Here is a 25,791-nt window from a genome sequence, read left to right as displayed (position 1 = left end):
TCCTAAATACGTAGTTTAGCGGCGACCAGCAGCATCAGCAGTGCACCGGCCAGCGCCACGGCAAAGCCCGTCGGATGCAGCGTACCGAGGTCGCCCGTGGTGAAATACGTGGCGATGTAGCCGCCAATCAGCGCGCCGATCACCGCCAGCACCAGCGTCGGCACCAGTCCGCCGGGACGGCCGGGAAACACCCTCCGCTTCAGCCAGCCGGCAGCCAGGCCAATAATAATCCAGATGATAAGGGTCATGCTTCTCCTCCCGTCAGCGCTGTTTCCAGTATAGAGGAAAGCGAACGGCTTACGGCTGCGCCGCGATCTCCAGTTTATGCAGCGCGGCGCGGCAGCGCGCCAGCCGCTCCTGCAGAATCTCCACCTCGCGCATCAGCTGCTGCTGCACGCTCAGCGTTTCAGCGCGTGCCAGGTGCTGTTCGCGCTGCTGCAGCATGGCCAGCAATCGCGTTTCGTAGCCGCGGTACTCATCACGCTTCGGCTGCAGCGGATCGCGACGCGGCCGTTCACGCACCACGCGCAGTTGCTGGCTAGTGCACTCGCGCTGCAGCGCGGCAATCTGGTCCAGCACCTTCTGCGCCAGCCACTGGCGGCGCGACGCATCACTGTCGGACGCCGCGAGCTGCGCCGCATTGTGCTGCAGCTCTTGCAGATAGTCAGCCAGTCGCGTGCCTTTGCAGCGAAACAGCTGCGCGTCAAAGCGCGGCTGACGGCAGCTACCGTCCGGCTGCTGCGCAATCTGCTGGCGCAGCGTGTCAATCATTGCGTGCAGACGCTGTTGGGCGGGCAGTTGAGGCATCACTTCGATTCCGTCTGTGTTAACGTAGCGCTGTTGTGACATTTTTCAGGCATCTGGCATGCAGCGCATTTTACTGTTAAGCCTTGGCTGGCTGGCGATTGTGCTGGGCACGCTGGGCATTGTATTACCTTTACTACCGACCACGCCATTCGTGTTGCTGGCCGCCTGGTGTTTTGCCCGCTCGTCGCCACGCTTTCACCACTGGCTGCTGTGGCGCTCGCCGTTTGGCCGCTATCTGCGCCACTGGCAGCAGCATCGCGCCATGCCGCCCGGTGCTAAAGGCCGGGCCATGTTACTGATTGTCATTACCTTTGCGGTTTCAATCTGGCTGGTGAAGCTGCTGTGGCTGCGCATCCTGCTCGGTGTGATGCTGGCGCTATTGTTGCTCATGCTGTGGCGCATCCCGGTTGTAGCAGAAAGTGCGAACCCGCACGAACCGTAGCATCAGGGTTGCATTTAGCCGGCTGTTTGCTTAGATTTGGGCATCTTCGTGCGTGGCTTCCCTTTGAGAAACGACTTCGCTTAACCCGGTTTCCGGGTATTGGCGCTGTGGAAGCTGCGCGTTTTAGATATTTTTCCAGGCGTAACCTTTATGACCGCAACTGCGCAGCAGCTTGAACTGATCAAAAACAGCATCAAAAGCATTCCTGACTATCCGAAGGCGGGCATCCTGTTCCGTGACGTCACCAGTCTGATGGAAGATCCGCAGGCGTATGCCGCAGCGATCGCCATTCTGGTGGAGCGTTATCGTAATAAAGGCATCACCAAAGTGGTGGGCACCGAAGCGCGTGGCTTCCTGTTCGGGGCGCCGGTTGCGCTGGGTCTGGGCGTGGGATTTGTGCCGGTGCGCAAACCGGGCAAACTGCCGCGTGAAACTTTCAGCGAAAGCTATGAACTGGAGTACGGTTCAGACGCGCTGGAACTGCACAAAGACGCCATCAAACCCGGCGATGTGGTGCTGGTGGTGGACGATCTGCTGGCTACCGGCGGCACCCTTGAAGCCACGGTGAAACTGATTCGTCGTGCGGGCGGTGAAGTTAAAGACGCCGCGTTCGTGATCAACCTGTTTGATTTAAGCGGCGAAGCGCGCCTGAACGCGCTGGGTATCGACTGCTACAGCCTGGTCAATTTCCCCGGCCACTAAGGCCATCGCGCCGCCAGCCTTGATGCCCGGCGGCGCCTCTCTTCGCACTCCCTGACAGGCGTATTCCGCCCTGAAGCGCAGCGCGCAACGTATCACGGGTATAGGCATATCCGGCTGTGGCTGTTACACTCCTGTCAAAATAAACAGGGTTTGCGTCACCGCATTTTTCCCCTAAGTCCCACGGCAGAATCGGCGCAACTGAGCGTGCTGCTGTGCCAGGTTAAACAACTCCAGTGATTGAATCCACATGAGCTATCAGGTACTTGCGCGAAAATGGCGTCCCCAGGCTTTCGCCGACGTAGTCGGTCAGGAACATGTGCTGACGGCGCTGGCCAACGGGTTGTCACTGGGACGCATCCATCATGCCTATCTGTTTTCCGGCACGCGCGGCGTGGGGAAAACCTCGATTGCGCGTCTGCTGGCTAAAGGCCTCAACTGCGAAACCGGTATCACGGCCACGCCCTGTGGACAGTGCGATAACTGTCGCGAGATTGAACAGGGGCGCTTTGTCGATCTGATCGAAATCGATGCCGCCTCGCGCACCAAAGTGGAAGACACGCGCGACCTGCTGGATAACGTGCAGTATGCACCCGCGCGCGGGCGCTTTAAGGTCTATCTGATCGATGAAGTGCACATGCTGTCGCGCCACAGCTTTAATGCGCTGCTGAAAACGCTGGAAGAGCCGCCGTCGCATGTGAAATTCCTGCTGGCGACCACCGATCCGCAGAAGCTGCCGGTAACCATTCTGTCGCGCTGCCTGCAGTTCCACCTGAAAGCCCTCGACGTCGAACAGATTCAGCAGCAACTGGCGCACGTGCTGCAGCAGGAGCAGATTGACGCCGAGCCTCGCGCGCTGCATCTGCTGGCGCGCGCCGCCGACGGCAGTATGCGCGATGCGCTCAGCCTCACCGATCAGGCGATTGCCATGGGGCAGGGCAGCGTCACGCGCGACAGCGTGGCGCAAATGCTGGGCACGCTGGATGATGAACAGCCGCTGGCGCTGATTGAAGCGCTGGTGGAAGGCAACGGCGAACAGGTGATGGCGCTGCTGAATCAGGCCGCATCGCGCGGCGTAGAGTGGGAGGCGCTGCTGGTGGAGATGCTGCGTCTGCTGCACCGTATCGCGATGGTCCAGCTGCTGCCCAGCTCGCTTGGCGAAGATGATGCCAGCCAGGCGCAGCGCCTGCGCGAACTGGCGCGCGTGCTGCCGCCTGCTGACGTTCAGCTCTATTATCAGACGCTGCTGATGGGGCGCAAAGATTTGCCGCTGGCGCCGGATCGCCGGCTCGGCGTGGAAATGACGCTGTTGCGTGCACTGGCGTTTCATCCGCAGGCCACCATCGCTGAACCGGTGGCGCGCCCGTCGCTGACGCCGCAGGCCGCACCGGCCGTTGCCGCGCCAGCGCCTCAGACCAAAGCCGCACCCGCTGTGGCCGCGCAGCCGCAGATGGCACCGCCGATGGATGAGTCGCCGCCGCCGGCCGATGATTATCCCGACATGGCACCGGCCCCGGAGCACTTGCCCGACGCCACCAGTCAGCTGTTACAGGCGCGGACGCAATTGCTGCGTCAGGGAGCCGGCAAAGCAAAAAAGAGTGAGCCGGCAGCGCGTTCCGCGCGGCCGGCAAACCCGGCGCTGGAACGTCTGGCAAGCGTCACCGAGCGCGTGCAACAGCGCGCGTCTGAACCGGCGGTAAAAGCGCCGGCGAAACCGGAAGCGTATCGCTGGAAAGCCCAGCAGCAGGAGGAGATCAAGCCGGAGCCGGTGGCGACGCCAAAAGCCTTGCGTTCTGCGCTGGAGCATGAGAAAACGCCAGAGCTGGCGCTCAAACTGGCGGAAGAGGCGCTGCAGCGCGATGCCTGGGCGGCGGAAATCGCCACGCTGACGCTGCCGAAGCTGGTCCAGCAGGTCGCGCTGAACGCGTGGAAAGAGGTGAATGAGCAGGGCGTGACGCTGCATTTGCGCAGCAGCCAGCGTCATCTCAACTCTGCCCCGGCGCGCCAGGCGATTCAGGAGGCGCTGAGCCAGGCGGCCGGCCAGACGGTTGAACTGACCATCGTGGAAGACGATAATCCGGCGGTATTGACGCCGCTGGAGTGGCGTCAGGCCATTTATGAAGAGAAGCTGGCGCAGGCGCGTCAGTCGATCGAAAGCGATACCCACATTCAGACGCTGCGTCGCTTCTTTGATGCGGACCTGGATGAAGAGAGTATCCGACCCATATGATCACGCTGTCGCGCAGCGTTGCGCGCAGCCCCAGCAGAGAGAGAAAACTATGTTTGGTAAAGGCGGATTGGGCAACCTGATGAAACAGGCCCAGCAGATGCAGGATAAAATGGCCAAAGTTCAGGAAGAGATCGCCGCACTGGAAGTCACCGGCGAATCAGGGGCTGGCCTGGTCAAAGTGACCATCAACGGTGCGCACAACTGCCGCCGCGTGGAAGTCGATCCCAGCCTGCTGGAAGATGACAAAGAGATGCTGGAAGATCTGATCGCTGCGGCGTTCAACGATGCGGCGCGCCGTATTGATGAAACGCAGAAAGAGAAGATGGCGTCCGTCTCTGCCGGTATGCAGCTGCCGCCTGGCTTCAAGATGCCGTTCTGATGCAAACCAGTCCACTGCTTGAAGCTTTGATGGAGTCGCTGCGCTGTCTACCGGGCGTTGGCCCGAAATCGGCGCAGCGCATGGCGTTTCATCTGTTGCAGCGCGATCGCAGCGGTGGCATGCGTCTGGCGCAGGCGCTGACCCGCGGCATGGCAGAGATCGGCCACTGTTCCGACTGCCGCACCTTCACCGAGCAGGAGATTTGCACCATCTGCGCCAATCCCCGCCGTCAGCAAAACGGCCAGATTTGCGTGGTGGAGAGCCCGGCGGATATCCACGCCATCGAGCAGACCGGCCAGTTTGGCGGTCGCTACTTTGTGCTGATGGGCCATCTGTCGCCGCTGGACGGCATCGGCCCGCAGGACATTGGCCTGGATCGGCTGGAGCAGCGCCTTGAACGTGAGACGCTGCAGGAGGTGATCCTCGCCACCAATCCCACGGTGGAAGGCGAAGCCACGGCTAACTATATCGCCGAGCTGTGCGGCCAGTATGGCGTTGACGCCAGCCGCATTGCGCACGGGGTTCCGGTCGGCGGTGAACTGGAAATGGTCGACGGCACAACGCTGTCACACTCGCTTGCCGGACGGCACAAGATTAAATTCTGACCACTTGCCGGTATCCTGCTGCGATACCGGCTTGAAATTCTTCCCACCATCCCCATTTCACTCTCAACAATTGATCAACCCCGATTCTGTTGAGGTAGCAATGACCATGAAAGGACAAGAGACGCGTGGCTTCCAGTCAGAGGTAAAACAACTTCTGCACCTGATGATCCATTCCCTCTATTCAAACAAAGAGATTTTCCTGCGTGAACTGATCTCCAACGCCTCCGATGCGGCTGACAAGCTGCGCTTCCGCGCACTGTCGACGCCGGATCTGTATGAAGGCGATGGCGACCTGCGCGTGCGTATCTCGGTCGACAAGGAAAAACGCACGCTGACGCTGAGCGATAACGGCATCGGTATGCGCCGTGATGAGGTGATTGAAAACCTCGGCACCATCGCGAAATCCGGTACCAAAGCGTTTCTGGAATCGATGGGTTCCGATCAGGCAAAAGACAGCCAGCTGATCGGCCAGTTCGGCGTCGGTTTCTACTCGGCGTTTATCGTGGCTGACAAAGTGACGGTACGCACCCGTGCCGCGGGCGCCAAAGCCGACGAAGGCGTGTTCTGGGAATCCGCTGGCGAAGGCGAGTATACGCTGGCGGAGATTGAGAAAGCCGATCGCGGCACCGAAATTACGCTGCACTTCCGTGAAGGCGAAGATGACTTCCTCGACGCGTGGCGCGTGCGCAACGTGATCAGCAAATATTCCGATCATATCGCGCTGCCGGTGGAGATCGAGACCAAAGACGAAGAGAACGATACCGTCACCTGGGAGAAGATCAACAAAGCCCAGGCGCTGTGGACGCGCAACAAAGGCGAAATCAGCGACGAAGAGTACAACGAGTTCTACAAACACATCGCCCATGATTTCAGCGATCCGGCCATCTGGAGCCACAACCGCGTCGAAGGTAAGCAGGAGTACACCAGTCTGCTGTACATCCCGTCGCGTGCGCCGTTCGACATGTGGAACCGCGACAGCAAGCACGGTCTGAAGCTGTACGTGCAGCGTGTCTTTATCATGGATGACGCGGAACAGTTCATGCCGAACTACCTGCGCTTTGTGCGTGGCCTGATAGATTCCAGCGATCTGCCGCTCAACGTCTCCCGTGAGATCCTGCAGGACAGCCGCGTCACGCAGAGCCTGCGCGCCGCGCTGACCAAACGTAGCCTGCAGATGCTGGAAAAACTGGCTAAAGACGACGCAGAGAAATATCAGCAGTTCTGGAAAGAGTTCGGTCTGGTGCTGAAAGAGGGCCCGGCGGAAGATCATGCCAACCAGGAGGCGATTGCTAAACTGCTGCGTTTCGCCACCACCCAGAGCGAAGGCGCGGCGCAGACCGTTTCACTGGAAGATTACGTTAGCCGCATGGTTGAAGGGCAGGAGAAGATTTACTACATCACTGCCGACAGCTATGCCGCCGCGAAAAGCAGCCCGCATCTGGAGCTGTTCCGTAAGAAAGGCATCGAGGTCCTGCTGCTGTCCGATCGTATCGACGAGTGGATGATGAGCTACCTGACGGAGTTCGATGGCAAAGCGTTCCAGTCGGTGAGCAAAGCGGATGAGTCGCTGAGCAAGCTGGCGGACGAAGAGACGGAAGCGCAGAAGGAAGCGGAAAAAGCGCTGGAGCCGTTCGTCGATCGCGTGAAAACCCTGCTGGGCGAGCGCGTCAAAGAGGTGCGCCTGACCCATCGTCTCACCGACACACCAGCGATTGTCACCACTGACGCCAACGAAATGACCACGCAGATGGCGAAGCTGTTCGCCGCGGCCGGTCAGGATGTGCCGGAAGTGAAGTACATCTTTGAGATCAACCCGGAGCATACGCTGGTGAAACGCGTGGCTGATACGCAGGATGAAGCGCGCTTTGCGGAGTGGGTTGAACTGCTGCTGGATCAGGCGCTGCTGGCCGAGCGCGGCACGCTGGACGATCCTAACCAGTTTATCCGCCGCATGAATCAGTTGCTGACGGCGTAACGCGGTGCGGTAATCGGAACGGTCGGCATGAATGCCGACCCTACAGGTTACCTGTCACCGATTCGACAACTGTCCACTCTCTGTAGGGTCGTCATTAATGACGACCTAAAAAAATCACATATTCGTAGGGTAGTCATTAATGACGACCTTTTTTTATTTATGCCGCCCTTGCTTACTTCAGCGCTTCATCCCGCAGCCAATCCCGGAACAACGTAATCTCCGCATCGTGCTGGCGTGACCGCTTGGTCATCATCCAGGTGGCACGGTCGGCGCGCACAAACCCCAGCGGCGCAATCAGCGTGCCGTCGTTCAGCTCCTGACGCACCAGCAGGCGCGGCGCCACAATCACGCCCAGCCCGTTTCTCGCGGCCTGAATCGCCAGCGTCAGATTATCGAAATGTTTGCCCAGCCAAAAATTACCGCGCACGCCGCTGATCTTCGCCCATTCGGCCCAGGCCTGCAGGCGGGTATCGGCGTGCAAAAGCGGCAGCGACGCCAGATCCTGCTCGCTGTGAAAACGCGCCGCGTATTGTGGGGCGCACAGCGGGCCAACGTAATCATCGCTGATGAGCGAGGCATCTATGTCGTCGTCCGGCGCCTGTTCATAACTGAGGATCAGCACATCGGTGTGTTCGCTGCGCAGCTGAGCAATCTCGCCCTGCGGCTGAAATTGCACTTCAATATCGGGATAGCGCTGGTAAAAGCTGCTGATGCGCGGAATCAGCCATTGGGATAAAAAACTTGGGGTACAGGCGACGCTCAGATGATTGCGCATCCCGGTGCGAATACTTACGCAGGTGGTAGAGAGTTCGCTAAAGGCTTTCTGGCAGCTCACCAGCAGACGTTCGCCGTGAGAGGTTAAGCGCACGCGCCCGTTAGTGCGGATGAACAGGGGCTTGCCCATCCAGCTCTCCAGCTGGCGAATCTGATGGCTGATGGCGCTGTGGGTGACATGGAGACATTCGGCCGCGACGCTAAAGCTGCAATGCAGCGCCGCCTGATGAAAATAGTGCAGTGCACGTAACGACGGAAGCGCGGTCATACTCATCCCCTGTGTAAAAACCTAACAGGGATTGTCAGTTTATATCATTTTAATGTCCAGCCGCATTAACCTAACCTTTCCTGCTTAATCTGGCGGGTTGACGGACCGGCTTCGCTGTGTACAGCAGCGGCGATGTCCGCTGCCAGCGCCAGCTTCACACAGCAGAATAACCAAGAGAAATGTCACGTGATGACTTCACAACAGGCTACTGCCAGGGCGGCGGCGCGCGATCGGCTGCGCGGCTTGCTGTCCCGTCACTATCGGCTGGAAAATTACGATCTGTTTTTTGCCCCTTCACTGCACATCGCGCGCGTGCTGCTCTCGCAACTGTTTCTGCGCCAGGAGCAGGCGCGCAATCAGACGCGCTACGCCGCGCAATATCCGGTCAGCGAACTCAGCGTGCTGCCGGCCCTGCCGATGATGGCGGGCAATATCGCGCTGGTCGATCACGTCGATATGCAGCAGGGCCGGGTGCGCAATCTCAGTGCCTGCCAGAGCCAGGGCGTGACGCACGCGTCCGGCTCCTTCGCCAGCGTATTGCATAAACGACTCATCAGCGAGGCACGACTGTTTGTCACCCAGCTGAATCAGCATGCGATGCTGAGCGACGATCTGGTGCTGATTGCGCTGCGTACTCATGATTTTAGTACGCTGGTGCGCAGCGAACTGCGGCTGTTCGAACAGGGACTGGCGCTGGGTGACGCGCCGGAACGCGCGCTGGAGTGCATGGCGCAGGACGACTGGCAGCCCTTTAACGTTGCCAGTGTTGACAGCCTGACGCTGGATACGCCGTTCACGCTGCAGTCGATTCACCAGCCCGGCCTGCCGTTTGCGCTGCTGCCCTTGCCACCCGGCAGTGCGCTGCCAGCGTTGCCCGCAGATATGCAGCTGCTGCCCGCGCCGCATCGCCTGTTTTTGCCGGTCAGCGTGCGCGGCAACGGCAATAAGCCGCAGAACGTCACCGCTGCGCTAAAAAAACGGCTGCGCGAGGTGCTCAGAGACAGCCGAAATTCTTAAAAACGTGCGTGCTACTGGCGCACCGCGCTAAAGCAGGTCAAAGTAGGCCTTTCAGCGCCCGGGGGCCCGTTGCCTTGTGGTGTGCGGGTCATAATGGTATGTTCTTGGCCTTCTCAGATTGATCAATGCGATTCGCAAGGGGAATTACGCAATGCGTATTATTCTGCTCGGGGCACCGGGCGCAGGTAAGGGCACTCAGGCTCAATTCATCATGGAGAAATACGGTATTCCGCAGATCTCCACGGGCGACATGTTGCGTGCGGCTGTTAAAGCCGGCACCGAATTGGGCCAGCAGGCGAAAGCCATCATGGATGCCGGTAAACTGGTAACGGACGAGCTGGTGATTGCGCTGGTTAAAGAGCGTATCGCGCAGGAAGACTGCAAAAACGGCTTCCTGCTCGATGGTTTCCCACGCACCATTCCGCAGGCTGACGCCATGAAAGAGGCGGGCATCAAGGTGGATTACGTGCTCGAGTTCGCCGTTCCGGACGAACTGATTGTCGATCGCATTGTCGGCCGCCGCGTGCATGCGCCGTCAGGCCGCGTTTACCACATCAAATACAATCCGCCAAAAGTGGAAGGTAAAGATGACGTGACCGGCGAAGAGCTGACCACGCGTAAAGACGACCAGGAAGAGACCGTGCGTAAGCGTCTGGTGGAATACCATCAGCTGACCGCGCCGCTGATTGCTTACTACAGCAAAGAAGCCGAAGCCGGTAACACCGAATACCACAAAATCGACGGCACCCGCCAGGTGACCGAAGTGAGTGCACAGCTGGCCGATATCCTCGGCTAAGTGGTGACCAGGGCCGGTTGTCCGGCCCTTTTGCAGCAATTGCTTTCCCCCTCCGCTTTTTCCGCTACAATTTCCCCCGATTCAGAACCATTGTCTGCGACATCAAGGAAATACAATGAGGCAAGATAAGCCAGGGGTTTTACTGGTTAACTTAGGTACACCAGACGCACCGACCACCGCGGCGGTGAAACGCTATCTGAAACAGTTCCTCGGCGATCCGCGCGTGGTGGATACGCCGCGCTGGCTGTGGTGGCCGATTCTTAATTTCATCATTCTGCCGTTCCGCTCGCCGCGCGTCTCGAAGCTGTACGCATCGGTGTGGATGGACGAAGGTTCCCCGCTGATGGTGTTCAGCAAGCGGCAGCGTGCCGCGCTGGCGCAGCGGCTGGATATGCCAGTAGAGCTGGGCATGAGTTACGGCCAGCCGAGCCTCAACGGTGCGGTTGAGCGTCTGCTGGCACAGGGCGTCACCAAATTCATCGTGCTGCCGCTCTATCCGCAGTTCTCCTGCTCCACGGTGGCGGCAGTGTGGGATGGCCTGGCGGCCAGCTTTAAACCGCTGCGTTCCCTGCCGGAAGTAGCGTTTATCCGCGATTACGCCGAACATCCGGCCTATATCGCCGCGCTGAAGGCCTCGGTGGAGCGCTCGTTTGCCCAACACGGCGAGCCGGATCTGCTGGTGCTCTCTTACCACGGCATTCCGCAGCGCTTCGCCAATGAAGGCGACGACTACCCGCTGCGCTGCAAAGACACCACCGACGCCCTGGCCGCCGCGCTCGGCATTGCGCCGCATAAAATCATGATGACCTTCCAGTCGCGCTTTGGCCGCGAGCCATGGCTGATGCCGTACACGGATGAGACCATGAAAAGCCTGCCGGCTAAAGGGATCAAACATGTGCAGGTGATGAGTCCGGGTTTTGCGGCGGACTGCCTCGAGACGCTGGAGGAGATCAGCGGCGAAAACTGCGAAATCTTCCTGCACGCTGGCGGCGAGAAATTTGAATACATTCCGGCGCTTAATGCGGATGATGAGCACATCGAGATGATGGTGCAGCTGGTACAAGCGCGCCGCTAAGGGGGCGGCAGAGAATGTGATATCATTCTCTGCCTGATTTTCCCTGACGGCAGCTTTCATGAAATTTCCCGGCAAACGCAAATCCAAACACTATTTCCCCGTCAACGCGCGCGATCCGCTGCTGCAGGCTTCCCAGCAGGAGCAGGAAGAGGGCAGCTGGGTGGTGGGTATCGACCAGACGCTGGTGGATATCGAAGCCAAAGTCGATGACGACTTCCTGCAGCGCTATGGCCTGAGCGCCGGTCATTCGCTGGTCATCGACGATGCGACCGCCGAAGCGCTGTACAACGAGCTGATGCGCGAGCAGCTGATCAGCCACCAGTTTGCCGGCGGTACCATCGGTAATACGCTGCACAACTACTCGGTACTGGCAGATGACCGTTCGGTGCTGCTCGGCGTGATGTGTAACAACATCCAGATTGGCGGTTACGCCTATCGCTACCTGTGCAATACCTCCAGCCGCATGGACCTTAACTTCCTGCAGGGCGTCGATGGCGCCATTGGCCGCTGCTTTACCCTGATCGGCGAGCAGGGCGAGCGCACCTTTGCTATCAGCCCTGGTCTGATGAACCAGCTGCAGGCCGCCAGTATTCCGGAAGAGGTGATTGCCGGTGCGTCGGCGCTGGTACTGACATCCTACCTGGTGCGCTGTCAGCCGGGCGAACCGATGCCGGAAGCGACGCTGCGGGCCATTGAGTTCGCCAAAAAGCACAATGTACCGGTGGTGCTGACGCTGGGTACCAAATATGTGATTCAGGATAACCCGCAGTTCTGGCGCGATTTCCTGCGCGAACACGTCTCAATTGTGGCGATGAATGAAGAGGAAGCGTTCGCGCTGACCGGCGAAGCGGATCCGCTGCTGGCCTCCAACATGGCGCTGGACTGGGTCGATCTGGTGCTGTGCACCGCTGGACCGACCGGGCTGTATATGGCCGGGTTCACCGAAGAGGCGTTTAAGCGCAAAACCAATCATCCGCTGTTGCCGGGGGCGATTGCCGAGTTCAACCAGTTTGAGTTCAGCCGCGCCATGCGCCATCAGGATTGCCAGCAACCGCTGCGGATCTTCTCGCACATTGCGCCTTACATGGGTGGTCCGGAGAAGATCATGAACACCAACGGTGCCGGTGATGGCGCGCTGGCGGCGCTGCTGCACGATATTACCGCCAACAATTTCCATCGTCAGAAAGTGCCAAACTCCAGCAAACACGCCCGCGAATACCTGACCTACTCGTCGCTGGCGCAGGTGTGTAAATATGCCAACCGCGTCAGTTATCAGGTGCTGAACCAGCACTCACCGCGTTTGACGCGCGGGCTGCCGGAGCGGGAAGACAGTTTAGAAGAGTCTTACTGGGACAGGTAATAACGAACCCGTAGCGGCGCAATTTATTGCGCATTCTTCAGCCGTGATATGGCTTTAGTATGCGCAATAAATTGCGCCGCTACGGTGTAATAATGTCTTTAAATCGGGCACTCGCGCACAATCGGGTTTTGCGCGATCTCTTCCTGCAATACATGCAACATACTGTTGGCAATCTCCCGCTCGCCCATCACTACGCGATTGGCACCACGCTCCATGATATAGGCCACTTCGTCGTCATAATGCGCCCGGGCGATAATCTCAATATCCGCCCGCTTTTCGCGCGCGGCAGTAACAATTTCCCCGGCTTCATAGCCGTTGGGGATGGTCAGCAGCAGCCAGCGCGCGCAGTCAAGACGCGCTAAATCCATGGTATCGACTCGCGCCGCGTTGCCCAGCACGGCTTTGATGCCCTGTTCGCGCAGCGCTTCGACGCGCGGGCGCGAATTCTCCACCACCACCAGCGGCACATCAGCTTCCATCAGCTGCTGTCCCAGCAGGCTGCCGACGCGGCCGTAACCCACAATCACCGCATGATTACAGATATCCACCGGAATCTGCTTCTCTTCTTCAATTGCCTCTTCCAGCGTCTGCTCTTCCATGGTCTCGGTTTTGTCGAGATAACGCTCCAGCACGGTAAACAGAATCGGGTTAAGCATGATGGAGAGAATCGCCGCCGCCAGCACCAGGTTACGGCCTTCATCGCTCAGCATGCCGAGCGAAATCCCCAGTCCGGCGAGGATAAAAGCGAATTCGCCAATCTGCGCCAGGCTGACGGAGATGGTCAGCGCGGTGCGCCGCGAGTGGCCGAGCAGCGTGACCAGCAGCCAGGCGGCAATCGATTTACCCAGCACGATAATGGCCAGCGCACCCAGCACCGCCAGCGGCTGCTCCAGCAGGATCATCGGGTCGAACAGCATGCCGACCGAGACAAAAAACAGCACGGCAAACGCATCGCGCAGCGGCAGCGTGTCGTGTGCTGCCCGGTGGCTGAGCTCTGATTCATTCAGCACCATGCCGGCAAAAAAGGCGCCGAGGGCAAAGGAAACATCAAAGAATTCCACCGCGCCGAGCGCGATACCCAGCGCCAGCGCCAGTACCGACAGCGTAAACAGCTCGCGTGAACCGGTGGCGGCGCTTTTGGCCAGAATCCACGGCACCACGCGGCGGCCGACCACCATCATCAGCACCATAAAGGCAGCGACTTTGCCGATGGTCAGTAACAGGTCCCATGCCAGCAGCGTCGGGCTGGCATTTCCCTGCTCCAGCATGCCGGCAATGGCCGGCAGCAGCACCAGCGTCAGCACCATCACCAGGTCTTCGACGATCAGCCAGCCGATGGCGATTTGCCCGCGCTGGCTATCAATCAGTTGACGCTCTTCCAGCGCGCGCAGCAGCACCACGGTACTGGCGGTAGAAAGACACAGGCCAAACACCAGGCCGGTCATCCATGACCAGCCCATCGCCCATGACAGACCCATTCCCAGCAGCGTGGCGACCGCGATCTGCGCGATGGCACCGGGAATGGCGATCGACTTTACCGACATCAAATCCTTGAGCGAGAAGTGCAAACCGACGCCGAACATCAGCAGAATAACGCCGAGTTCAGCCAGTTCGGGGGCCAGATTGGTATCCGCGACGAAGCCCGGGGTAAAAGGACCCGCCAGCACGCCGGCCAGCAGATAGCCGACCAGCGGCGAGATGCGCAGGCGATTCGCCAGCATACCAAGGAGAAATGCGAGGACCAGACCTCCGACAATGGTGGTGATCAACGGGGTAGTGTGATGCATGCCTGTCTCCTTGTGTGCAAATGTATCCGCTTGTAACAACCTAGTGTAATGCACAATCGTTCGCCGCGTTTAAACATTTGAGCGGTGAAAGACGAAAAAATTGAAAAAATGAGACAAAAACGCAGCCGAAGCGCTATTTTCCTCAGTTATCTCAGCATATCGGCAGGATTTATGCAGAATGGGAGGGGGCAGAGAAAAATAGTTGCCCCCCGAAAGGGCTCAGCGCTGCTGCTGATCAGGTAAGAAAGCGGTCAACAGGCCAATAAGTGGCAGCCAGGCGCAGATTTGATACACCCATTCGATACTGGTGTGGTCGGCTACTACGCCCAGGACCGCCGCGCCGAGGCCGCCCATGCCAAAAGCAAAACCGAAAAACAGCCCGGAAACCATGCCAATACGCCCGGGCAGCAGCTCCTGGGCATAGACCAGAATGGCGGAAAACGCCGAGGCAAGGATCAGACCAATAATGACGCTCAGCACGCTGGTCCACATTAGGCTGGCGTGCGGTAACAGCAGGGTAAACGGCGCCACGCCGAGAATCGATCCCCAGATGACATATTTGCGCCCGATTTTATCGCCTATCGGCCCACCGATAATGGTGCCGGCGGCGACCGCGCCGAGAAAGGCAAACAGATGGAACTGCGAGGCCTGCACGGACAGCCCAAATTTGTGCATCAGATAGAAGGTGTAATAGCTGCTCAGGCTGGTGAGATAAAAGTACTTGGAGAATATCAGCAGCAGCAGAATGCCGATGGCCAGCGCCACTTTATTGCGCGGCAGGGGGTTACGCGGCCTGCTGGCAGCGCTGGCCTGCGTGGCGCGCTGCTGGTGGCTGTACCAGCGGCTCACCTGCAGCAGCACAATGATGCCGAGCAGCGCGGCCAGCATGAACCAGCTGAGATGGCCTTTGCCATAGGGCGCGACGATGATGGCGGCCAGCAGCGGCCCGAGTGCGCTGCCAAAGTTACCACCGACCTGAAACAGCGACTGAGCCAGCCCGTGGCGGCCGCCGGAGGCCATACGCGCCACGCGCGACGATTCCGGATGGAACACCGATGAGCCGCAGCCAACCAGCGCTGCGGCCAGCAGCACCTGCGGATAAGTGCTGGCAAAGGTCAGCAGCACCAGACCGAACAGGGTAAACCCCATCCCGACCGGCAGTGACCAGGGTTTCGGATATTTGTCGGTGTAATAGCCAATCAGCGGTTGTAATAATGAGGCCGTCACCTGATATGTCAGAGTAATCAAACCAATTTGCACAAAGCTGAGGCTGAAATCTTTCTGCAGCAGCGGATAGATCGCCAGTAATAGCGATTGCAGCATATCGTTAAGCAGATGCGCGAGACTGATGGCACCAAGAATGCCAAAAGCGGTACGCCCGGTGCGCCGCGTCGGGGTTAACGTCTGTTCACTTGCCATAAAGATCCTGAAGGGGTGGGAATTTCGTTATCAGATTGTTACGTCATGCATGACTGTATTCGCCTTTGGCCTTGAGTTAAAGGGCGAACTGTGCGACACAGAAGGGCGAAAAAGCACATCAGGCGCACCGCCCGGTAAAAAACGCAGAATAAGGAGATCGGCTTTGTTGTTATCACCGCACAGAGGGCGCTGGCTGGCGCTGATTATGCTGCTGTTGCCGCTACTGGCACAGGCGTGGCAGCCGGACCGCAGCTATCGCTTCAGCATTTTGCACACCAACGATCATCACGGCCACTTCTGGGCCAACGCGCAGGGTGAATATGGTCTGGCCGCGCAGAAAACGCTAATGGATCAGCAGCGGTATGATGTACAGGCCAAAGGCGGCGGCGCGCTGATTTTGTCGGCGGGCGACGTCAATACCGGCGTGCCGGAATCGGATGTGCTGAACGCCGAGCCGGACATTCGCGGCATGAACCTTATCGGCTATGACGCAATGGCGCTCGGTAACCACGAATTCGACAAACCGCTCAGCGTGCTGCAAAAGCAGCAGAAGTGGGCGAAGTTTCCTTTTCTTGCCGCCAACATTTATGCCAAAGGCAGCGATAAGCGCCTGTTTAAGCCGTGGGCGATATTCAATCGTATGGGGCTGAAAATTGCGGTGATCGGCCTGACCACCACTGACACGCTGCGCATCGCCAATCCGCAGAGCGTGGCGCAGATCGAGATTCGCGATCCGGTGAAAGAGACGGAAAAAGCGGTGGCAGAACTACGCGCCAGCGACAAGCCGGATGTAATTATCGCGCTGACGCACATGGGCCACTACGACAACGGGCAGCATGGCAGCAACGCACCGGGCGATGTGGAGCTGGCGCGCAGCCTGCCGCCGGGCACGGTTAACGTGATCGTCGGCGGGCATTCGCACGATGCAGTGTGCATGGCAAAAGAGAACGTCAGCGTGGCGGATTATCAGCCCGGACAGCCGTGCCAGCCGGATCGCCAGAACGGCGTGTGGATCGTGCAGGCGAAAGAGTGGGGGAAATTTGTCGGTCGCGGCGATTTCACCTTCCGCAACGGTGAGCTGACGCTGGATAACTATCAGCTGATTCCGGTCAACCTTAAGCACAAGGTGAAGAACCTTGATGGCAGCGAAACCTGGCTGCCGTATCAGGAAGCGATAGCGCAGAACGGCGCAATGATGAAGCTGCTGACGCCGTATCAGCTGCGCGCCGGCAAACAGCTGGCGGTCAACGTGGGTCGCAGCGACAGCGTGTTTGATGGCGACCGCAGCAAGGTGCGCTTTGAACAAATGCCACTGGCTCAGCTGATCCTGCGCGCGCAGATGGCGGCTACTCAGGCCGACTTTGCCGTTATCAGCGGCGGCGGTATTCGCACCTCGCTGGCGCAAGGAGAGATCAGCTGGCGCGATCTGTTGCAGATCCAGCCGTTTGGCAATCAGGTGGTGTCCGTGACGCTGACGGGCAAAGAGCTGCTGAACTACCTGGCGACGGTGGCGAATATCAAAGCCGATTCCGGCGGTTTCGCGCAGTTCAGCAACATCAGCCTGGTGGCCGATGGCAAAAGCGTCAGCGCAGTGAAAATCAATGGCGAGCCGCTGCAGCTGGATAAAACCTATCGCATGGCCACTAACAGCTTTAACGCCAGCGGCGGCGACGGCTATCCGGTGATTGATGGCCATGCTGGTTTCCGCAACAGCGGCCTGCGTGATGCCGAGGTGCTGCGCAGCTATGTCAGTCAGCACTCACCGCTGCGCGTCGCCGATTATGCGCCACCGCAGATTGTGCACCTGACACCGCAGCAGGTTGAGGAGCGCGACAAAGCGCTGGAGAAGCAAAAGAAGCGCAGCTATCCGCAGATGATCCTGGCGTGGATCTGGCCGCGCGCGGCGCACGAGTGACAAAACGGGCGGCACTTCAGCCGCCCGCAGTTTTTCAGGCGCGGCAGGATTTCTGGCTCACCCAGCGCTGGCGCAGCTTATCCCATGCCCAGTTGTAAGCCATGGTGTAGGGCAGAAAGAACAGAAAGAACGCCACTTCCAGCAGGAAAGCGTCCAGCAGCGAAATGTGTAACATCCACGCGGCAATTGGCAGGCCAATAAGGATAAAGCCGCCCTCAAAACCGAGCGCATGCAGCGCGCGCAGGCCGAGACCGCGCTGGCGCTGCGGCGGACAGAGGCGGTCAAAACCGCTGTTATAAATGATGTTCCACAGCATGGCGACGGTCGACAGCATAATCGCCAGCGCGCCCATCTGAAACAGCGGTTTATCCATGACCCAGGCGGCCAGCGGCGCAACCGTGACGATCGCTAACCCTTCAAAGCCTGCGGCATGACAAAAACGTTCTTTCAGTGAACGGGTACGCATATAAACCTCCTTTTGAGTAACGCCACGCATTTTCTCACTGCACAATGCTAAGATAAAATGATTACCTATCGATAAAAGCGATGGTTCAGCATGAAGTACTCACCAGAATCCCTTGAGGCATTTGTCCAGACCGTCGCCAGCGGCTCGTTTTCCGCAGCGGCGCGTGCGCTGGCAAAAAGTCAGTCCACCATCAGTAGCGCGGTGGCCAATCTCGAAGATGACTTAGGCTTTGCGCTGTTTGATCGCAGCGGTCGCCAGCCGGTGCTGACCGCTCAGGGCCAGCGCGCGCTGGCGCAGGTGCAGCAAATTCTTGCTGCCAGCCAGCGGCTGGATGAACTGGCGGTGCGGCTGTCGCAGGGCGTTGAGCCGCGTCTCAGCCTGGCCATTTCCGACTTCTGGCAGGCTGATCACCATGAAAATCTGCTGACGCGCTTTGAGGCACGCTATCCGGATATCGAGTTTGAATGCATGATTGCGGAAGATGAGGATGTGCTGGATTTACTGCAGGCCGGGCGCGTGCATCTTGGCGTGGTGCGCGCCCAGCCGCGTTTGCCGCCGGATCTGGCGGTGGCGCGACTGCAGGTTGAAGCGCAAATGGCGATTTTCCTGCATCAGGATCACCCGCTGGCAGCCCGCTCGCAGGTGAGCGAGGCGCAGCTGGGCGAATTGCGTCAGCTGCGGCTCAATACCTGGGTGGAAACCCGCCAGCCGCTGCCGGCGGGCCGCACCTGGTCGGCCCCAACTTATCTGTTGTTGCTGGAGATGGCGGAGCAGGGGTTTGGCTGGAGCGTACTGCCGCGCTGGCTGGTGCAGCAGTTTGGTCATCAGGTCTTGCGCGAGCTGCCGGTGCCGGGCTGGCCGCAGCATATTGCGGTGGATGTCATCTGGTCGCGGCGCAATCCGCCGGGCCCGGCCGGGCGCTGGATGATCGACCAGCTGTGCGCGCAGCAGCCTGATTAATCGCGGCGCGCCACGTCAGCCAGCGTGGCATCCAGCAACCGTGCCAGATCCTGCGCGGCCAGTTCGATATCCAGCCCGCGCTTGCCGCCGGAAATAAAGATGGTCGGGAATTCGCTGGCCTGCTGATCGATCACCGTCGGCAGCCGCTTTTTCTGCCCCAGCGGACTGATGCCACCCACCAGATAGCCGGTGACGCGCTGCGCCAGTTGCGGATCGGCCATGTCCGCTTTCTTCGCTCCCAGCGCTTTGGCGACTTTTTTCAAATCCAGCTGTGAGGAGACCGGCGTCACCGCCACTGCCAGCGCTTTGCCATCACCGTTAAGCGCCACCAGCAGGGTTTTAAACACCTGGCGCGCATCCAGCTTGAGCTTGCGCACCGCCTCGTCACCGAAGTGGGTTTCATGGCTGTCATGCTCGTAGGGATGCAGGGTAAAAGCGATCTGTTGTTTTTCCAGCAGTTTTACGGCGGGTGTCATATTCAATCCTTGCTACGAAAATTCTTATCTCGGTTTGCGTGAAAGTACTGGCGAAAATCTGAACTTTGCGCGAAAATTGGCCGGCGCCAGTCACCCTGGCGATAACCAAAATCATAAACAAATTCCTCTTTGACGGGCCGATAGCAATATTGGCCTTCTTTTTTTATGCCTTCAGCAGCTGCGGCAAATTGTCTTCGCCGTACAGATGCAGTGCACCGACCGCCACCACATAGCGCCCGCGCGGCAACGCCAGCAGCAGCTCGCGCCAGTGCTGATTACGGTTGCGCATCAGGGTATCGTTCAGTTCACTGCTGAACGTAGTCGGCAGCGCCACCGGCTGACTGGCGGGCGGCGCATCCAGCCACCAGCTGATCATGGTTTGCAGCAGTCGCGCGTTGGTGTGCCAGTGTTCCAGCGTATCCAGCAGCAGCGCCAGGCCATCCTGCGGTAGTGATTTCAGCAACGCGATCTGCGTTTCCGGCCCTTCCAGCTCAATAATGCGTTTGCCTGCCGCCTGCGCTGCCTGCAGCAGCTGATAGTCAATACCGTACTGCGGTCGCAGCCCCAGCCGCTGCGCCTGCTGCGCCTGCAGCATCAGCGCAATTTGCCAGAACGGCAGGCTATCAAACAGCGCGATGTTCAGTGACAGCTCATCGCACAGCGCCGTCAGCTGTTGCAGCGTCTCTGGCGTCAGCCGCGTTGCCAGCGGCGGATATGCTTCACCCTCACTGAATGGTGAACTGCCGCGGGTAATATCCGCTTCCACCACCAGCGCATCGGCTTTCTGCAGCTGGCGCAGCAAGCCGGCCGGCAGCGGTTGCATATCGCGCGTGCCCATATGAATACTGCCAGCCAGATGCAGACGGCGGTCTCCGAGTCTGATATCCATGGCGGGCCAGCTGTAGCTGGCGGGGAACAGGCTGCTGGCCAGCTGTTGCAGGCGGTGCCACACACTGCGTCTCATGCCGTGTCCTTTTTAAGTCAAAAATCCATGCTAGCGATTTCGCTCAGCGAAAGACAGGGCAGAGGTTGCTATTGCCGCTGCGCCGGTTTAAAGCGCAGCAAACGGTTAGCATTGCTCACCACGGTGATCGACGACAGCGCCATGGCGGCACCGGCGACGATGGGGCTGAGCAGCACGCCGGTAAACGGATAGAGTACGCCGGCAGCAATCGGAATGCCCAGGCTGTTATAGACAAAGGCACCCAGCAGATTCTGCCGCATATTGCGCAGCGTGGCGTTGGCCATCGCCAGCGCGTCGGCCACGCAATGCAGATCGTTGCGCATCAGCGCCATCGCCGCGGTTTCAACCGCCACATCGCTGCCGCCGCCCATGGCGATCCCCACATCCGCCTGCGCCAGCGCCGGGGCGTCGTTGATGCCATCGCCCACCATCACCACGCTGCACCCCTGCTGTTGCAGCTGCGCAATCGCCTGCGCTTTACCGTCCGGCAGCACGCCGGCGATCACCTCATCGATACCCGCTTCGGCAGCGATGGCTTCGGCAGTGGTCTGATGGTCACCGGTCAGCATGATCAGACGGTAGCCCAGTTGATGCAGCCGCTGTAGCGCCGCACGGCTCTCCGGACGCAGCTGGTCACGCAGGGCGATCAGGCCCAGCAGCTGCTGCTGATCCGCCAGCAGCACCGGCGTGGCGCCCTGCGCAGCAAGTCGCGCGATATCCTGCTGTGCGGCGCGCAGGTCAATGTGCTGCTCTTCCAGCAGCGCCGCATTGCCCAGCAGCAGCGTTCTGTCAGCGACAGTAGCACTCACGCCTTTGCCACGTATTGTACGAAATTGCGCAACGCGGGCGTCACTGACGGTCGGTGCGGCGGCGACGATGGCCTTCGCCAGCGGATGCCCCGACCCCAGCTCCAGCTGGGCGGCGGCCTGCAATACCTGCTGACGATCCCAGTCGCTGTACAGCAGCACCTCGCTGACCTGCGGCGTGCCCCGGGTCAGGGTGCCGGTTTTATCAAAAACAATGGTGTCGACTTCACTGGCCCGCTGCAGCGCATCGGCATCGCGCACCAGCACGCCCAGCTCGGCAGCGCGGCCGACGCCCGCGATCACCGACATCGGCGTGGCTAAGCCCAGCGCACACGGACAGGCGATAATCAGCACCGTGGTGACAATCACCAGCGTATAGGCCAGCTGCGGCTGCGGTCCGACAACATACCAGACCGCTCCGCTGAGCAGGGCAATCGCCACCACCACCGGCACAAACACCGCCGAGATGCGATCGGCCAGCCGGCCCATTTCCGGCTTGCTGCTCTGCGCCTGACGCACCAGATTGATAATACGGGCCAGCGTGGTATGGCTGCCGGTGGCGCGGGCGGTGAACTGTAGCGATCCGTCCTGCACCAGCGTCCCGGCATAAATCTTATCGCCAGGACGGCGCGACTGCGGCAGCGCTTCGCCGGTGAGCATTGCTTCGTCAAGCCAGGCTTCGCCGCGGCTGACTTCGCCGTCCACCGGTACGCGATCGCCGGTCACCAGCTTCAGCATCATGCCCGGTGCGATTTCGCTCAGCGGCAGTTGCTTTTCCCCTTCAGCGGTGATCACGCAGGCCTGCGCCGGGGTTAAATCCAGCAGCCGCTCCAGCGCCTGTGAGGCGCGCTGGCGCGCGCGCTGTTCCAGCGCATGCCCGAGGTTAATCAGGCCGATGATCATCACGCTGGCTTCAAAATAAAGGTGGCGCGCCTGCGGCGGGAAAAATGCCGGCCACAGCGCGACGCTCATCGAGTAGATCCAGGCCGCACCGGTACCGAGCGCCACCAGCGTGTCCATGGTGGCGATAGCATGACGCAGGCTGCGCCACGCGCTGCGATAGAAGTGGCCGCCGGCAAGCACCATCACCGCCAGCGTGACGGCACCGAGCACGCGCCAGAGCGTCTGATTGCTGTCGTTTAGCATCATGTGATCGCCGACCATGCCCCAGACCATCATCGGCACGCCGACGATCAGCGCCAGCGCCGCCTGCCAGCTAAAGCGGCGCATCGCCTGCTGTGCGCTGACCTGCTGGCGCTCGCGCCGGGTTTGTTCATCTTCGATCACTTCCGCAGAATAACCCGCCTCGTCTACGGCGCTGACCAGCGCTGAGGGTACGGCATCGCCCAGCACCAGCGCGCTGCGCTCACCCAGATTGACGCGCGCCTGGTTCACGCCGGGCACTTTCTGTAACGCCTGCTCGACGCGGCTGACGCAGCTGGCGCAGCTCATCCCGCCTATCAGCAGATGGTGCACCGCAAGATTCTCTTCTGCCGGCTGCGACTCCGTTGTCAGCGCCTCCGGCTGCGGCTCCTGAGCTGGCAACGGATCAGGCTTTGGGCTGGACGCCTCATTTTTCAGCGTGGCGTGATAACCAGCCTGCTCAACGGTGGCAATCAGATTGCTGGCGCTGGCTTCGCCGGTGACGCGCGCTTCCTGCTGCGTTACCTCGGCCTGTTCCACATCGCTGCGCTGCTCCAGCGCCTCTTTAACGCGTTTAACACAGTGGCCACAGGACAAGCCGTCCAGAGCCAGTAATTGTGTGTGTGACATCATCAACTCCTCGTTTATCAGGTTTGACTCGCTGCAAGGTTTGCATTAGTTATAAAGCCTAAACCTTCCATTCAGGGGAAGGTCAAGGGGCAGAGATGAACATCAGCGATGTAGCAAAAAAAACCGGGCTGACCAGCAAAGCGATTCGTTTTTACGAACAGAAAGGGGTGGTTACACCGCCGTTACGCAGTGACAATGGCTATCGCAGTTACGCCGCGCACCATCTGGATGAGCTCAATTTTCTGCGCCAGGCGCGGCAGGTGGGCTTCACGCTCGAGGAGTGCCGCGAACTGGTCGCACTGTTTAATAATCCGGCGCGCCACAGTGCCGATGTTAAAGCGCGCACCCTGCAGAAGGCGGATGAGATCGCGGCGCATATTGAAGAGCTGCACGCGATGCGCGCGCGTCTGCTGGAACTGGCTGCAGCCTGCCCGGGCGATGACGGTGCCGAATGTCCCATCATCAATCACCTGGCGGGCTGCGGTCATCAGGAGGGCGGCAAACGCGGCTGAATCAGCAGCGTGATGCCTGACACGCCGGTCACGATCACTGGCGTGCCCGCCGGCAAATCTTCCTGCGCCTGCACGCGCCAGCTGCTGTCACCAATGCGCACATGACCGACGCCGTCTTTTAGCGCACTGTCTAACGTCAGGTGCTGGCCAATCAACTGGCTGCCGCGCTGATTGAGCGTATTGGGCTGCTGCGCACTTTCGCGAAAGCGCATCCAGCGATACCAGAAAAACACGCACAGCAGCGTCAGGGCGGCGAACAACATGCCCTGGCTGGTCCACGAGAACGGAAACAGCCACTCAATGATCCCGACCAGCACCGCCGCCACGCCGCTCCACAGCAGGTAACCGCTGGTGCCGAGCATCTCCGCTGCCAGCAGTAAACCGCCCAGCGTGAGCCAGAACCAGTGCGGATGCGCAATCAGCTCCATCAGCATCACGGTTTGCGCTCCTGACGGCTCTCTTTCAGCAGCTCGCTGATACCGGCCACTGAGCCGAGCAGGCTGCTGGCGTCGAGCGGCATCATCACCACTTTGCTGTTATTCGCTTCGCCAATTTTTTGCAGGGCATCGGTGTATTTCTGCGCCACGAAGTAGTTAATCGCCTGAATATCTCCGGCAGAGATGGCTTCTGACACCATCCGCGTGGCGTTGGCCTCGGCTTCGGCCTGACGCTCGCGCGCTTCCGCCTGCAAAAAGGCGGAGGTACGTTCGCCTTCCGCTTTAAGGATTTGCGATTGCTTATCGCCCTCGGCGCGCAGGATGGCCGCCTGGCGTACGCCTTCGGCGGCGAGGATATCGGCGCGTTTGGTACGCTCAGCTTTCATCTGTGCGTTCATGGCCGCTATCAGTTCCTGCGGCGGGCGCACGTCGCGGATTTCAATACGGGTGATTTTTACTCCCCACGGATTGGTCGCTTCATCAACAATGTGCAGCAGGCGGGTATTAATGTTATCGCGCTGCGACAGCATCTCATCCAGCTCCATGCCGCCGAGCACGGTGCGGATATTGGTCATGGTGAGGTTGATGATGGCCAGCTCAAGATTGCTGACTTCATAAGCGGCGCGCGCCGAATCCACCACCTGAATAAAGCACACTGCGTCGATAGTGACGTTGGCGTTATCTTTGGAGATGATCTCCTGCGACGGAATATCGAGGACCTGCTCCATCATATTGATCCGGCGACCAATACGATCCATGAACGGCACGACTAAATTCAGACCGGGCGGCAACGTTTTGGTGTAGCGGCCAAAGCGCTCCACCGTCCACTGGTAGCCCTGTGGTACAATTTTAACACCGGCCCACACGGTAACCAGCGCGAGCACGATGATGACGGGAATCACTGTTAACATATAACCTCCTGGCTGTCAGATTGTCGGGCCGAGTCGCTTCGGCCCGTTTACCGCGCGGTACCGGTCAGTACAGCAGCGAGTAGAGCTGGCGACGAAAGCGCGAGGCGAGGGCATCGCCGGTGCCGAGGGCCGCCAGAATCTCCTGGAACATTTTGCGCACTTCGCCGTCACCGGCGCTGAGATCGCGCTTCAGAAAACCTAACAACAGCTCCAGCGCTTCTTCATTGCGACCCACCTGATGCAGCTGTAACGCAAGTTTAGCAGCCAGACCGGCGTTGTCCGGTTCGCTTGCCATCTGCTCCTGCAGCTGCTGGATCTCCGGCGTGTCGGCGGCCTGTTTCAGCAGGTCGATTTGCGAAATCAGGCTCTGATAGCGCGTATCCTGATCCTGCAACGGCACCACAGCCAGCACCGCTTCGGCTTCTTCGCTGCGGTTCAGGGTGATCAGGACTTCTGCCAGCAGAAAACCGATTTCACTGTTCTGATTGCTCAGCTGCCAGGCGTCTTTCAGCAGCGGCAGCGCATCCAGCGGCTTGCCTTCCTGCATTAGCTGCATCGCCTGCTGCGCCTTTAACTCCTCTTCACGCGGCAGGACTTTCTCCAGCAGCGCGCGAATCGCCTCTTCCGGCTGCGGGCCCTGGAAGCCGTCGACCGGCTGGCCGTTCTGGAACAGGTAGACGGTCGGCAGAGAGCGCAGACCAAACTGCGATGCCACCAGCTGCTCTTTATCGCAATCCAGCTTCGCCAGAATAAACTGGCCGGCGTACTCCTGTGCCAGACGCTCCAGCACCGGCGTCAGCTGCTGGCAGTGCTGGCTGCGCTCCGACCAGAAGTAGAACAGTACCGGCAGCTGCATTGATTGCTCCAGCGTCTGCTGCAGGTTGGATTCGTTGATGTCGATAATCAAAGCGTGTGACATGAATACGTCTCTTGGCAGA

The 25,791-nt window shown here is 59.7% G+C and carries 25 protein-coding genes and 1 other annotated feature; of the genes, 13 read left to right on the top strand and 12 right to left on the bottom strand.

Annotated elements, in window-relative coordinates:
• Window positions 1-2: 2 nt before the first annotated feature.
• Entirely contained in the window at window positions 3-248 is a 246-nt protein-coding gene (locus tag ABVR31_RS13995; protein ID WP_010616865.1) for a GlsB/YeaQ/YmgE family stress response membrane protein, read from the bottom strand.
• 49 nt (window positions 249-297) lie between these two features.
• Entirely contained in the window at window positions 298-807 is a 510-nt protein-coding gene (locus ABVR31_RS13990; protein WP_325924045.1) for a primosomal replication protein, read from the bottom strand.
• 58 nt (window positions 808-865) lie between these two features.
• Here ABVR31_RS13990 and ABVR31_RS13985 point away from each other — a divergent pair, with 58 nt between their 5' ends.
• The 6 genes from ABVR31_RS13985 (at window position 866) to htpG (ending at window position 7,137) form a co-directional block, all read left to right on the top strand.
• Window positions 866-1,249, top strand: coding sequence for a DUF454 family protein (locus ABVR31_RS13985; RefSeq protein WP_058757944.1), 384 nt, complete (start codon window positions 866-868; stop codon window positions 1,247-1,249).
• Window positions 1,250-1,399: 150 nt separating this feature from the next.
• A complete protein-coding gene (apt, locus tag ABVR31_RS13980; protein WP_372773205.1) occupies window positions 1,400-1,951 on the top strand; it encodes an adenine phosphoribosyltransferase in 552 nt (183 codons plus the stop codon).
• A gap of 247 nt (window positions 1,952-2,198) precedes the next feature.
• The gene (dnaX, locus tag ABVR31_RS13975; protein WP_372773203.1) at window positions 2,199-4,178 is read left to right on the top strand and encodes a DNA polymerase III subunit gamma/tau; all 1,980 of its coding nucleotides are present in this window, start codon (window positions 2,199-2,201) and stop codon (window positions 4,176-4,178) included.
• Window positions 3,520-3,581 (top strand) — a sequence feature (DnaX frameshifting element). (Overlaps the previous gene by 62 nt.)
• 49 nt (window positions 4,179-4,227) lie before the next feature.
• The gene (locus ABVR31_RS13970) at window positions 4,228-4,557 is read left to right on the top strand and encodes a YbaB/EbfC family nucleoid-associated protein (RefSeq protein ID WP_010616869.1); all 330 of its coding nucleotides are present in this window, start codon (window positions 4,228-4,230) and stop codon (window positions 4,555-4,557) included.
• Window positions 4,557-5,162: a recombination mediator RecR gene (gene recR, locus ABVR31_RS13965; RefSeq protein ID WP_372773201.1), complete on the top strand. Its 606-nt coding sequence runs from the start codon at window positions 4,557-4,559 to the stop codon at window positions 5,160-5,162. Before ABVR31_RS13970 ends, recR begins: the two co-directional genes overlap by 1 nt.
• Window positions 5,163-5,268: 106 nt before the next feature.
• Complete coding sequence (gene htpG / locus ABVR31_RS13960) at window positions 5,269-7,137, top strand: molecular chaperone HtpG (protein WP_185749251.1); 1,869 nt, start codon at window positions 5,269-5,271, stop codon at window positions 7,135-7,137.
• A gap of 172 nt (window positions 7,138-7,309) precedes the next feature.
• Here htpG and ABVR31_RS13955 read toward each other — a convergent pair whose 3' ends face one another.
• Complete coding sequence (locus ABVR31_RS13955; protein WP_058769402.1) at window positions 7,310-8,179, bottom strand: LysR substrate-binding domain-containing protein; 870 nt, start codon at window positions 8,177-8,179, stop codon at window positions 7,310-7,312.
• A gap of 189 nt (window positions 8,180-8,368) precedes the next feature.
• Between ABVR31_RS13955 and ABVR31_RS13950 the strand changes: the two genes are divergently transcribed.
• From ABVR31_RS13950 to ABVR31_RS13935, 4 genes are all read left to right on the top strand, one after another.
• Window positions 8,369-9,196, top strand: a complete 828-nt coding sequence (locus tag ABVR31_RS13950; protein ID WP_031279661.1) for a DUF6024 family protein — start codon at window positions 8,369-8,371, stop codon at window positions 9,194-9,196.
• A gap of 151 nt (window positions 9,197-9,347) precedes the next feature.
• Window positions 9,348-9,992: an adenylate kinase gene (gene adk, locus ABVR31_RS13945; protein WP_021507222.1), complete on the top strand. Its 645-nt coding sequence runs from the start codon at window positions 9,348-9,350 to the stop codon at window positions 9,990-9,992.
• A gap of 115 nt (window positions 9,993-10,107) precedes the next feature.
• Entirely contained in the window at window positions 10,108-11,067 is a 960-nt protein-coding gene (hemH, locus tag ABVR31_RS13940) for a ferrochelatase (protein ID WP_021507223.1), read from the top strand.
• A 58-nt stretch (window positions 11,068-11,125) separates the two neighbouring features.
• Entirely contained in the window at window positions 11,126-12,427 is a 1,302-nt protein-coding gene (locus ABVR31_RS13935; protein WP_021507224.1) for an inosine/guanosine kinase, read from the top strand.
• A 98-nt stretch (window positions 12,428-12,525) separates the two neighbouring features.
• On the opposite strand, the gene ybaL is transcribed toward ABVR31_RS13935, so the two are convergent.
• Together ybaL and ABVR31_RS13925 are read right to left on the bottom strand one after the other, a co-directional pair.
• Complete coding sequence (gene ybaL, locus ABVR31_RS13930) at window positions 12,526-14,214, bottom strand: YbaL family putative K(+) efflux transporter (RefSeq protein WP_372773199.1); 1,689 nt, start codon at window positions 14,212-14,214, stop codon at window positions 12,526-12,528.
• Window positions 14,215-14,433: 219 nt separating this feature from the next.
• Window positions 14,434-15,633: an MFS transporter gene (locus tag ABVR31_RS13925; protein WP_058769404.1), complete on the bottom strand. Its 1,200-nt coding sequence runs from the start codon at window positions 15,631-15,633 to the stop codon at window positions 14,434-14,436.
• 163 nt (window positions 15,634-15,796) lie between these two features.
• Between ABVR31_RS13925 and ushA the strand changes: the two genes are divergently transcribed.
• Window positions 15,797-17,548: a bifunctional UDP-sugar hydrolase/5'-nucleotidase UshA gene (gene ushA, locus ABVR31_RS13920; RefSeq protein WP_372773197.1), complete on the top strand. Its 1,752-nt coding sequence runs from the start codon at window positions 15,797-15,799 to the stop codon at window positions 17,546-17,548.
• 34 nt (window positions 17,549-17,582) lie between these two features.
• On the opposite strand, the gene ABVR31_RS13915 is transcribed toward ushA, so the two are convergent.
• The gene (locus tag ABVR31_RS13915) at window positions 17,583-18,014 is read right to left on the bottom strand and encodes a multidrug/biocide efflux PACE transporter (protein WP_021508647.1); all 432 of its coding nucleotides are present in this window, start codon (window positions 18,012-18,014) and stop codon (window positions 17,583-17,585) included.
• A gap of 90 nt (window positions 18,015-18,104) precedes the next feature.
• Between ABVR31_RS13915 and ABVR31_RS13910 the strand changes: the two genes are divergently transcribed.
• Window positions 18,105-18,974 carry a LysR family transcriptional regulator gene (locus tag ABVR31_RS13910; protein ID WP_021508646.1) on the top strand — a complete coding sequence of 290 codons (870 nt, stop codon included), beginning with the start codon at window positions 18,105-18,107 and terminating at the stop codon, window positions 18,972-18,974.
• Here the strand turns inward: ABVR31_RS13910 and ybaK are convergent.
• The 3 genes from ybaK to copA all read right to left on the bottom strand — a co-directional run bounded on the left by ybaK (window position 18,971) and on the right by copA (window position 22,993).
• Window positions 18,971-19,450: a Cys-tRNA(Pro)/Cys-tRNA(Cys) deacylase YbaK gene (gene ybaK / locus ABVR31_RS13905; protein WP_150360899.1), complete on the bottom strand. Its 480-nt coding sequence runs from the start codon at window positions 19,448-19,450 to the stop codon at window positions 18,971-18,973. The two genes, ABVR31_RS13910 and ybaK, sit on opposite strands and share 4 nt — an antisense overlap.
• 163 nt (window positions 19,451-19,613) lie before the next feature.
• Window positions 19,614-20,414 (bottom strand): TraB/GumN family protein, encoded by an 801-nt coding sequence (locus tag ABVR31_RS13900; protein ID WP_021508644.1) that lies wholly within the window; start codon window positions 20,412-20,414, stop codon window positions 19,614-19,616.
• A gap of 68 nt (window positions 20,415-20,482) precedes the next feature.
• Window positions 20,483-22,993, bottom strand: a complete 2,511-nt coding sequence (copA, locus tag ABVR31_RS13895) for a copper-exporting P-type ATPase CopA (protein WP_372774046.1) — start codon at window positions 22,991-22,993, stop codon at window positions 20,483-20,485.
• A 95-nt stretch (window positions 22,994-23,088) separates the two neighbouring features.
• Here copA and cueR point away from each other — a divergent pair, with 95 nt between their 5' ends.
• Window positions 23,089-23,505 (top strand): Cu(I)-responsive transcriptional regulator, encoded by a 417-nt coding sequence (cueR, locus tag ABVR31_RS13890; protein WP_088516259.1) that lies wholly within the window; start codon window positions 23,089-23,091, stop codon window positions 23,503-23,505.
• On the opposite strand, the gene ABVR31_RS13885 is transcribed toward cueR, so the two are convergent.
• The 3 genes from ABVR31_RS13885 to ABVR31_RS13875 form a co-directional block, all read right to left on the bottom strand.
• The gene (locus ABVR31_RS13885) at window positions 23,481-23,939 is read right to left on the bottom strand and encodes an NfeD family protein (RefSeq protein ID WP_021508641.1); all 459 of its coding nucleotides are present in this window, start codon (window positions 23,937-23,939) and stop codon (window positions 23,481-23,483) included. The two genes, cueR and ABVR31_RS13885, sit on opposite strands and share 25 nt — an antisense overlap.
• Window positions 23,939-24,853 (bottom strand): SPFH domain-containing protein, encoded by a 915-nt coding sequence (locus ABVR31_RS13880; protein ID WP_021508640.1) that lies wholly within the window; start codon window positions 24,851-24,853, stop codon window positions 23,939-23,941. Before ABVR31_RS13880 ends, ABVR31_RS13885 begins: the two co-directional genes overlap by 1 nt.
• 64 nt (window positions 24,854-24,917) lie before the next feature.
• Window positions 24,918-25,772, bottom strand: a complete 855-nt coding sequence (locus ABVR31_RS13875) for a co-chaperone YbbN (protein WP_288443228.1) — start codon at window positions 25,770-25,772, stop codon at window positions 24,918-24,920.
• Window positions 25,773-25,791: the final 19 nt, after the last annotated feature.

Origin of the sequence: Pantoea sp. WEP, from assembly GCF_041678305.1 — a bacterium.
Lineage (GTDB): Bacteria > Pseudomonadota > Gammaproteobacteria > Enterobacterales > Enterobacteriaceae > Pantoea > Pantoea dispersa.
This window is presented reverse-complemented; position numbering and strand designations above follow the sequence as displayed.

Bases quoted from the DNA above. Each gene is read 5' to 3' on its own strand.
- ABVR31_RS13995 (WP_010616865.1), bottom strand. From the start codon at position 248: ATGACCCTTATCATCTGGATTATTATTGGCCTGGCTGCCGGCTGGCTG.
- ABVR31_RS13990 (WP_325924045.1), bottom strand. From the start codon at position 807: ATGCCTCAACTGCCCGCCCAACAGCGTCTGCACGCAATGATTGACACG.
- ABVR31_RS13985 (WP_058757944.1), top strand. From the start codon at position 866: ATGCAGCGCATTTTACTGTTAAGCCTTGGCTGGCTGGCGATTGTGCTG.
- apt (WP_372773205.1), top strand. From the start codon at position 1,400: ATGACCGCAACTGCGCAGCAGCTTGAACTGATCAAAAACAGCATCAAA.
- dnaX (WP_372773203.1), top strand. From the start codon at position 2,199: ATGAGCTATCAGGTACTTGCGCGAAAATGGCGTCCCCAGGCTTTCGCC.
- ABVR31_RS13970 (WP_010616869.1), top strand. From the start codon at position 4,228: ATGTTTGGTAAAGGCGGATTGGGCAACCTGATGAAACAGGCCCAGCAG.
- recR (WP_372773201.1), top strand. From the start codon at position 4,557: ATGCAAACCAGTCCACTGCTTGAAGCTTTGATGGAGTCGCTGCGCTGT.
- htpG (WP_185749251.1), top strand. From the start codon at position 5,269: ATGAAAGGACAAGAGACGCGTGGCTTCCAGTCAGAGGTAAAACAACTT.
- ABVR31_RS13955 (WP_058769402.1), bottom strand. From the start codon at position 8,179: ATGACCGCGCTTCCGTCGTTACGTGCACTGCACTATTTTCATCAGGCG.
- ABVR31_RS13950 (WP_031279661.1), top strand. From the start codon at position 8,369: ATGACTTCACAACAGGCTACTGCCAGGGCGGCGGCGCGCGATCGGCTG.
- adk (WP_021507222.1), top strand. From the start codon at position 9,348: ATGCGTATTATTCTGCTCGGGGCACCGGGCGCAGGTAAGGGCACTCAG.
- hemH (WP_021507223.1), top strand. From the start codon at position 10,108: ATGAGGCAAGATAAGCCAGGGGTTTTACTGGTTAACTTAGGTACACCA.
- ABVR31_RS13935 (WP_021507224.1), top strand. From the start codon at position 11,126: ATGAAATTTCCCGGCAAACGCAAATCCAAACACTATTTCCCCGTCAAC.
- ybaL (WP_372773199.1), bottom strand. From the start codon at position 14,214: ATGCATCACACTACCCCGTTGATCACCACCATTGTCGGAGGTCTGGTC.
- ABVR31_RS13925 (WP_058769404.1), bottom strand. From the start codon at position 15,633: ATGGCAAGTGAACAGACGTTAACCCCGACGCGGCGCACCGGGCGTACC.
- ABVR31_RS13915 (WP_021508647.1), bottom strand. From the start codon at position 18,014: ATGCGTACCCGTTCACTGAAAGAACGTTTTTGTCATGCCGCAGGCTTT.
- ABVR31_RS13910 (WP_021508646.1), top strand. From the start codon at position 18,105: ATGAAGTACTCACCAGAATCCCTTGAGGCATTTGTCCAGACCGTCGCC.
- ybaK (WP_150360899.1), bottom strand. From the start codon at position 19,450: ATGACACCCGCCGTAAAACTGCTGGAAAAACAACAGATCGCTTTTACC.
- ABVR31_RS13900 (WP_021508644.1), bottom strand. From the start codon at position 20,414: ATGAGACGCAGTGTGTGGCACCGCCTGCAACAGCTGGCCAGCAGCCTG.
- copA (WP_372774046.1), bottom strand. From the start codon at position 22,993: ATGTCACACACACAATTACTGGCTCTGGACGGCTTGTCCTGTGGCCAC.
- cueR (WP_088516259.1), top strand. From the start codon at position 23,089: ATGAACATCAGCGATGTAGCAAAAAAAACCGGGCTGACCAGCAAAGCG.
- ABVR31_RS13885 (WP_021508641.1), bottom strand. From the start codon at position 23,939: ATGCTGATGGAGCTGATTGCGCATCCGCACTGGTTCTGGCTCACGCTG.
- ABVR31_RS13880 (WP_021508640.1), bottom strand. From the start codon at position 24,853: ATGTTAACAGTGATTCCCGTCATCATCGTGCTCGCGCTGGTTACCGTG.
- ABVR31_RS13875 (WP_288443228.1), bottom strand. From the start codon at position 25,772: ATGTCACACGCTTTGATTATCGACATCAACGAATCCAACCTGCAGCAG.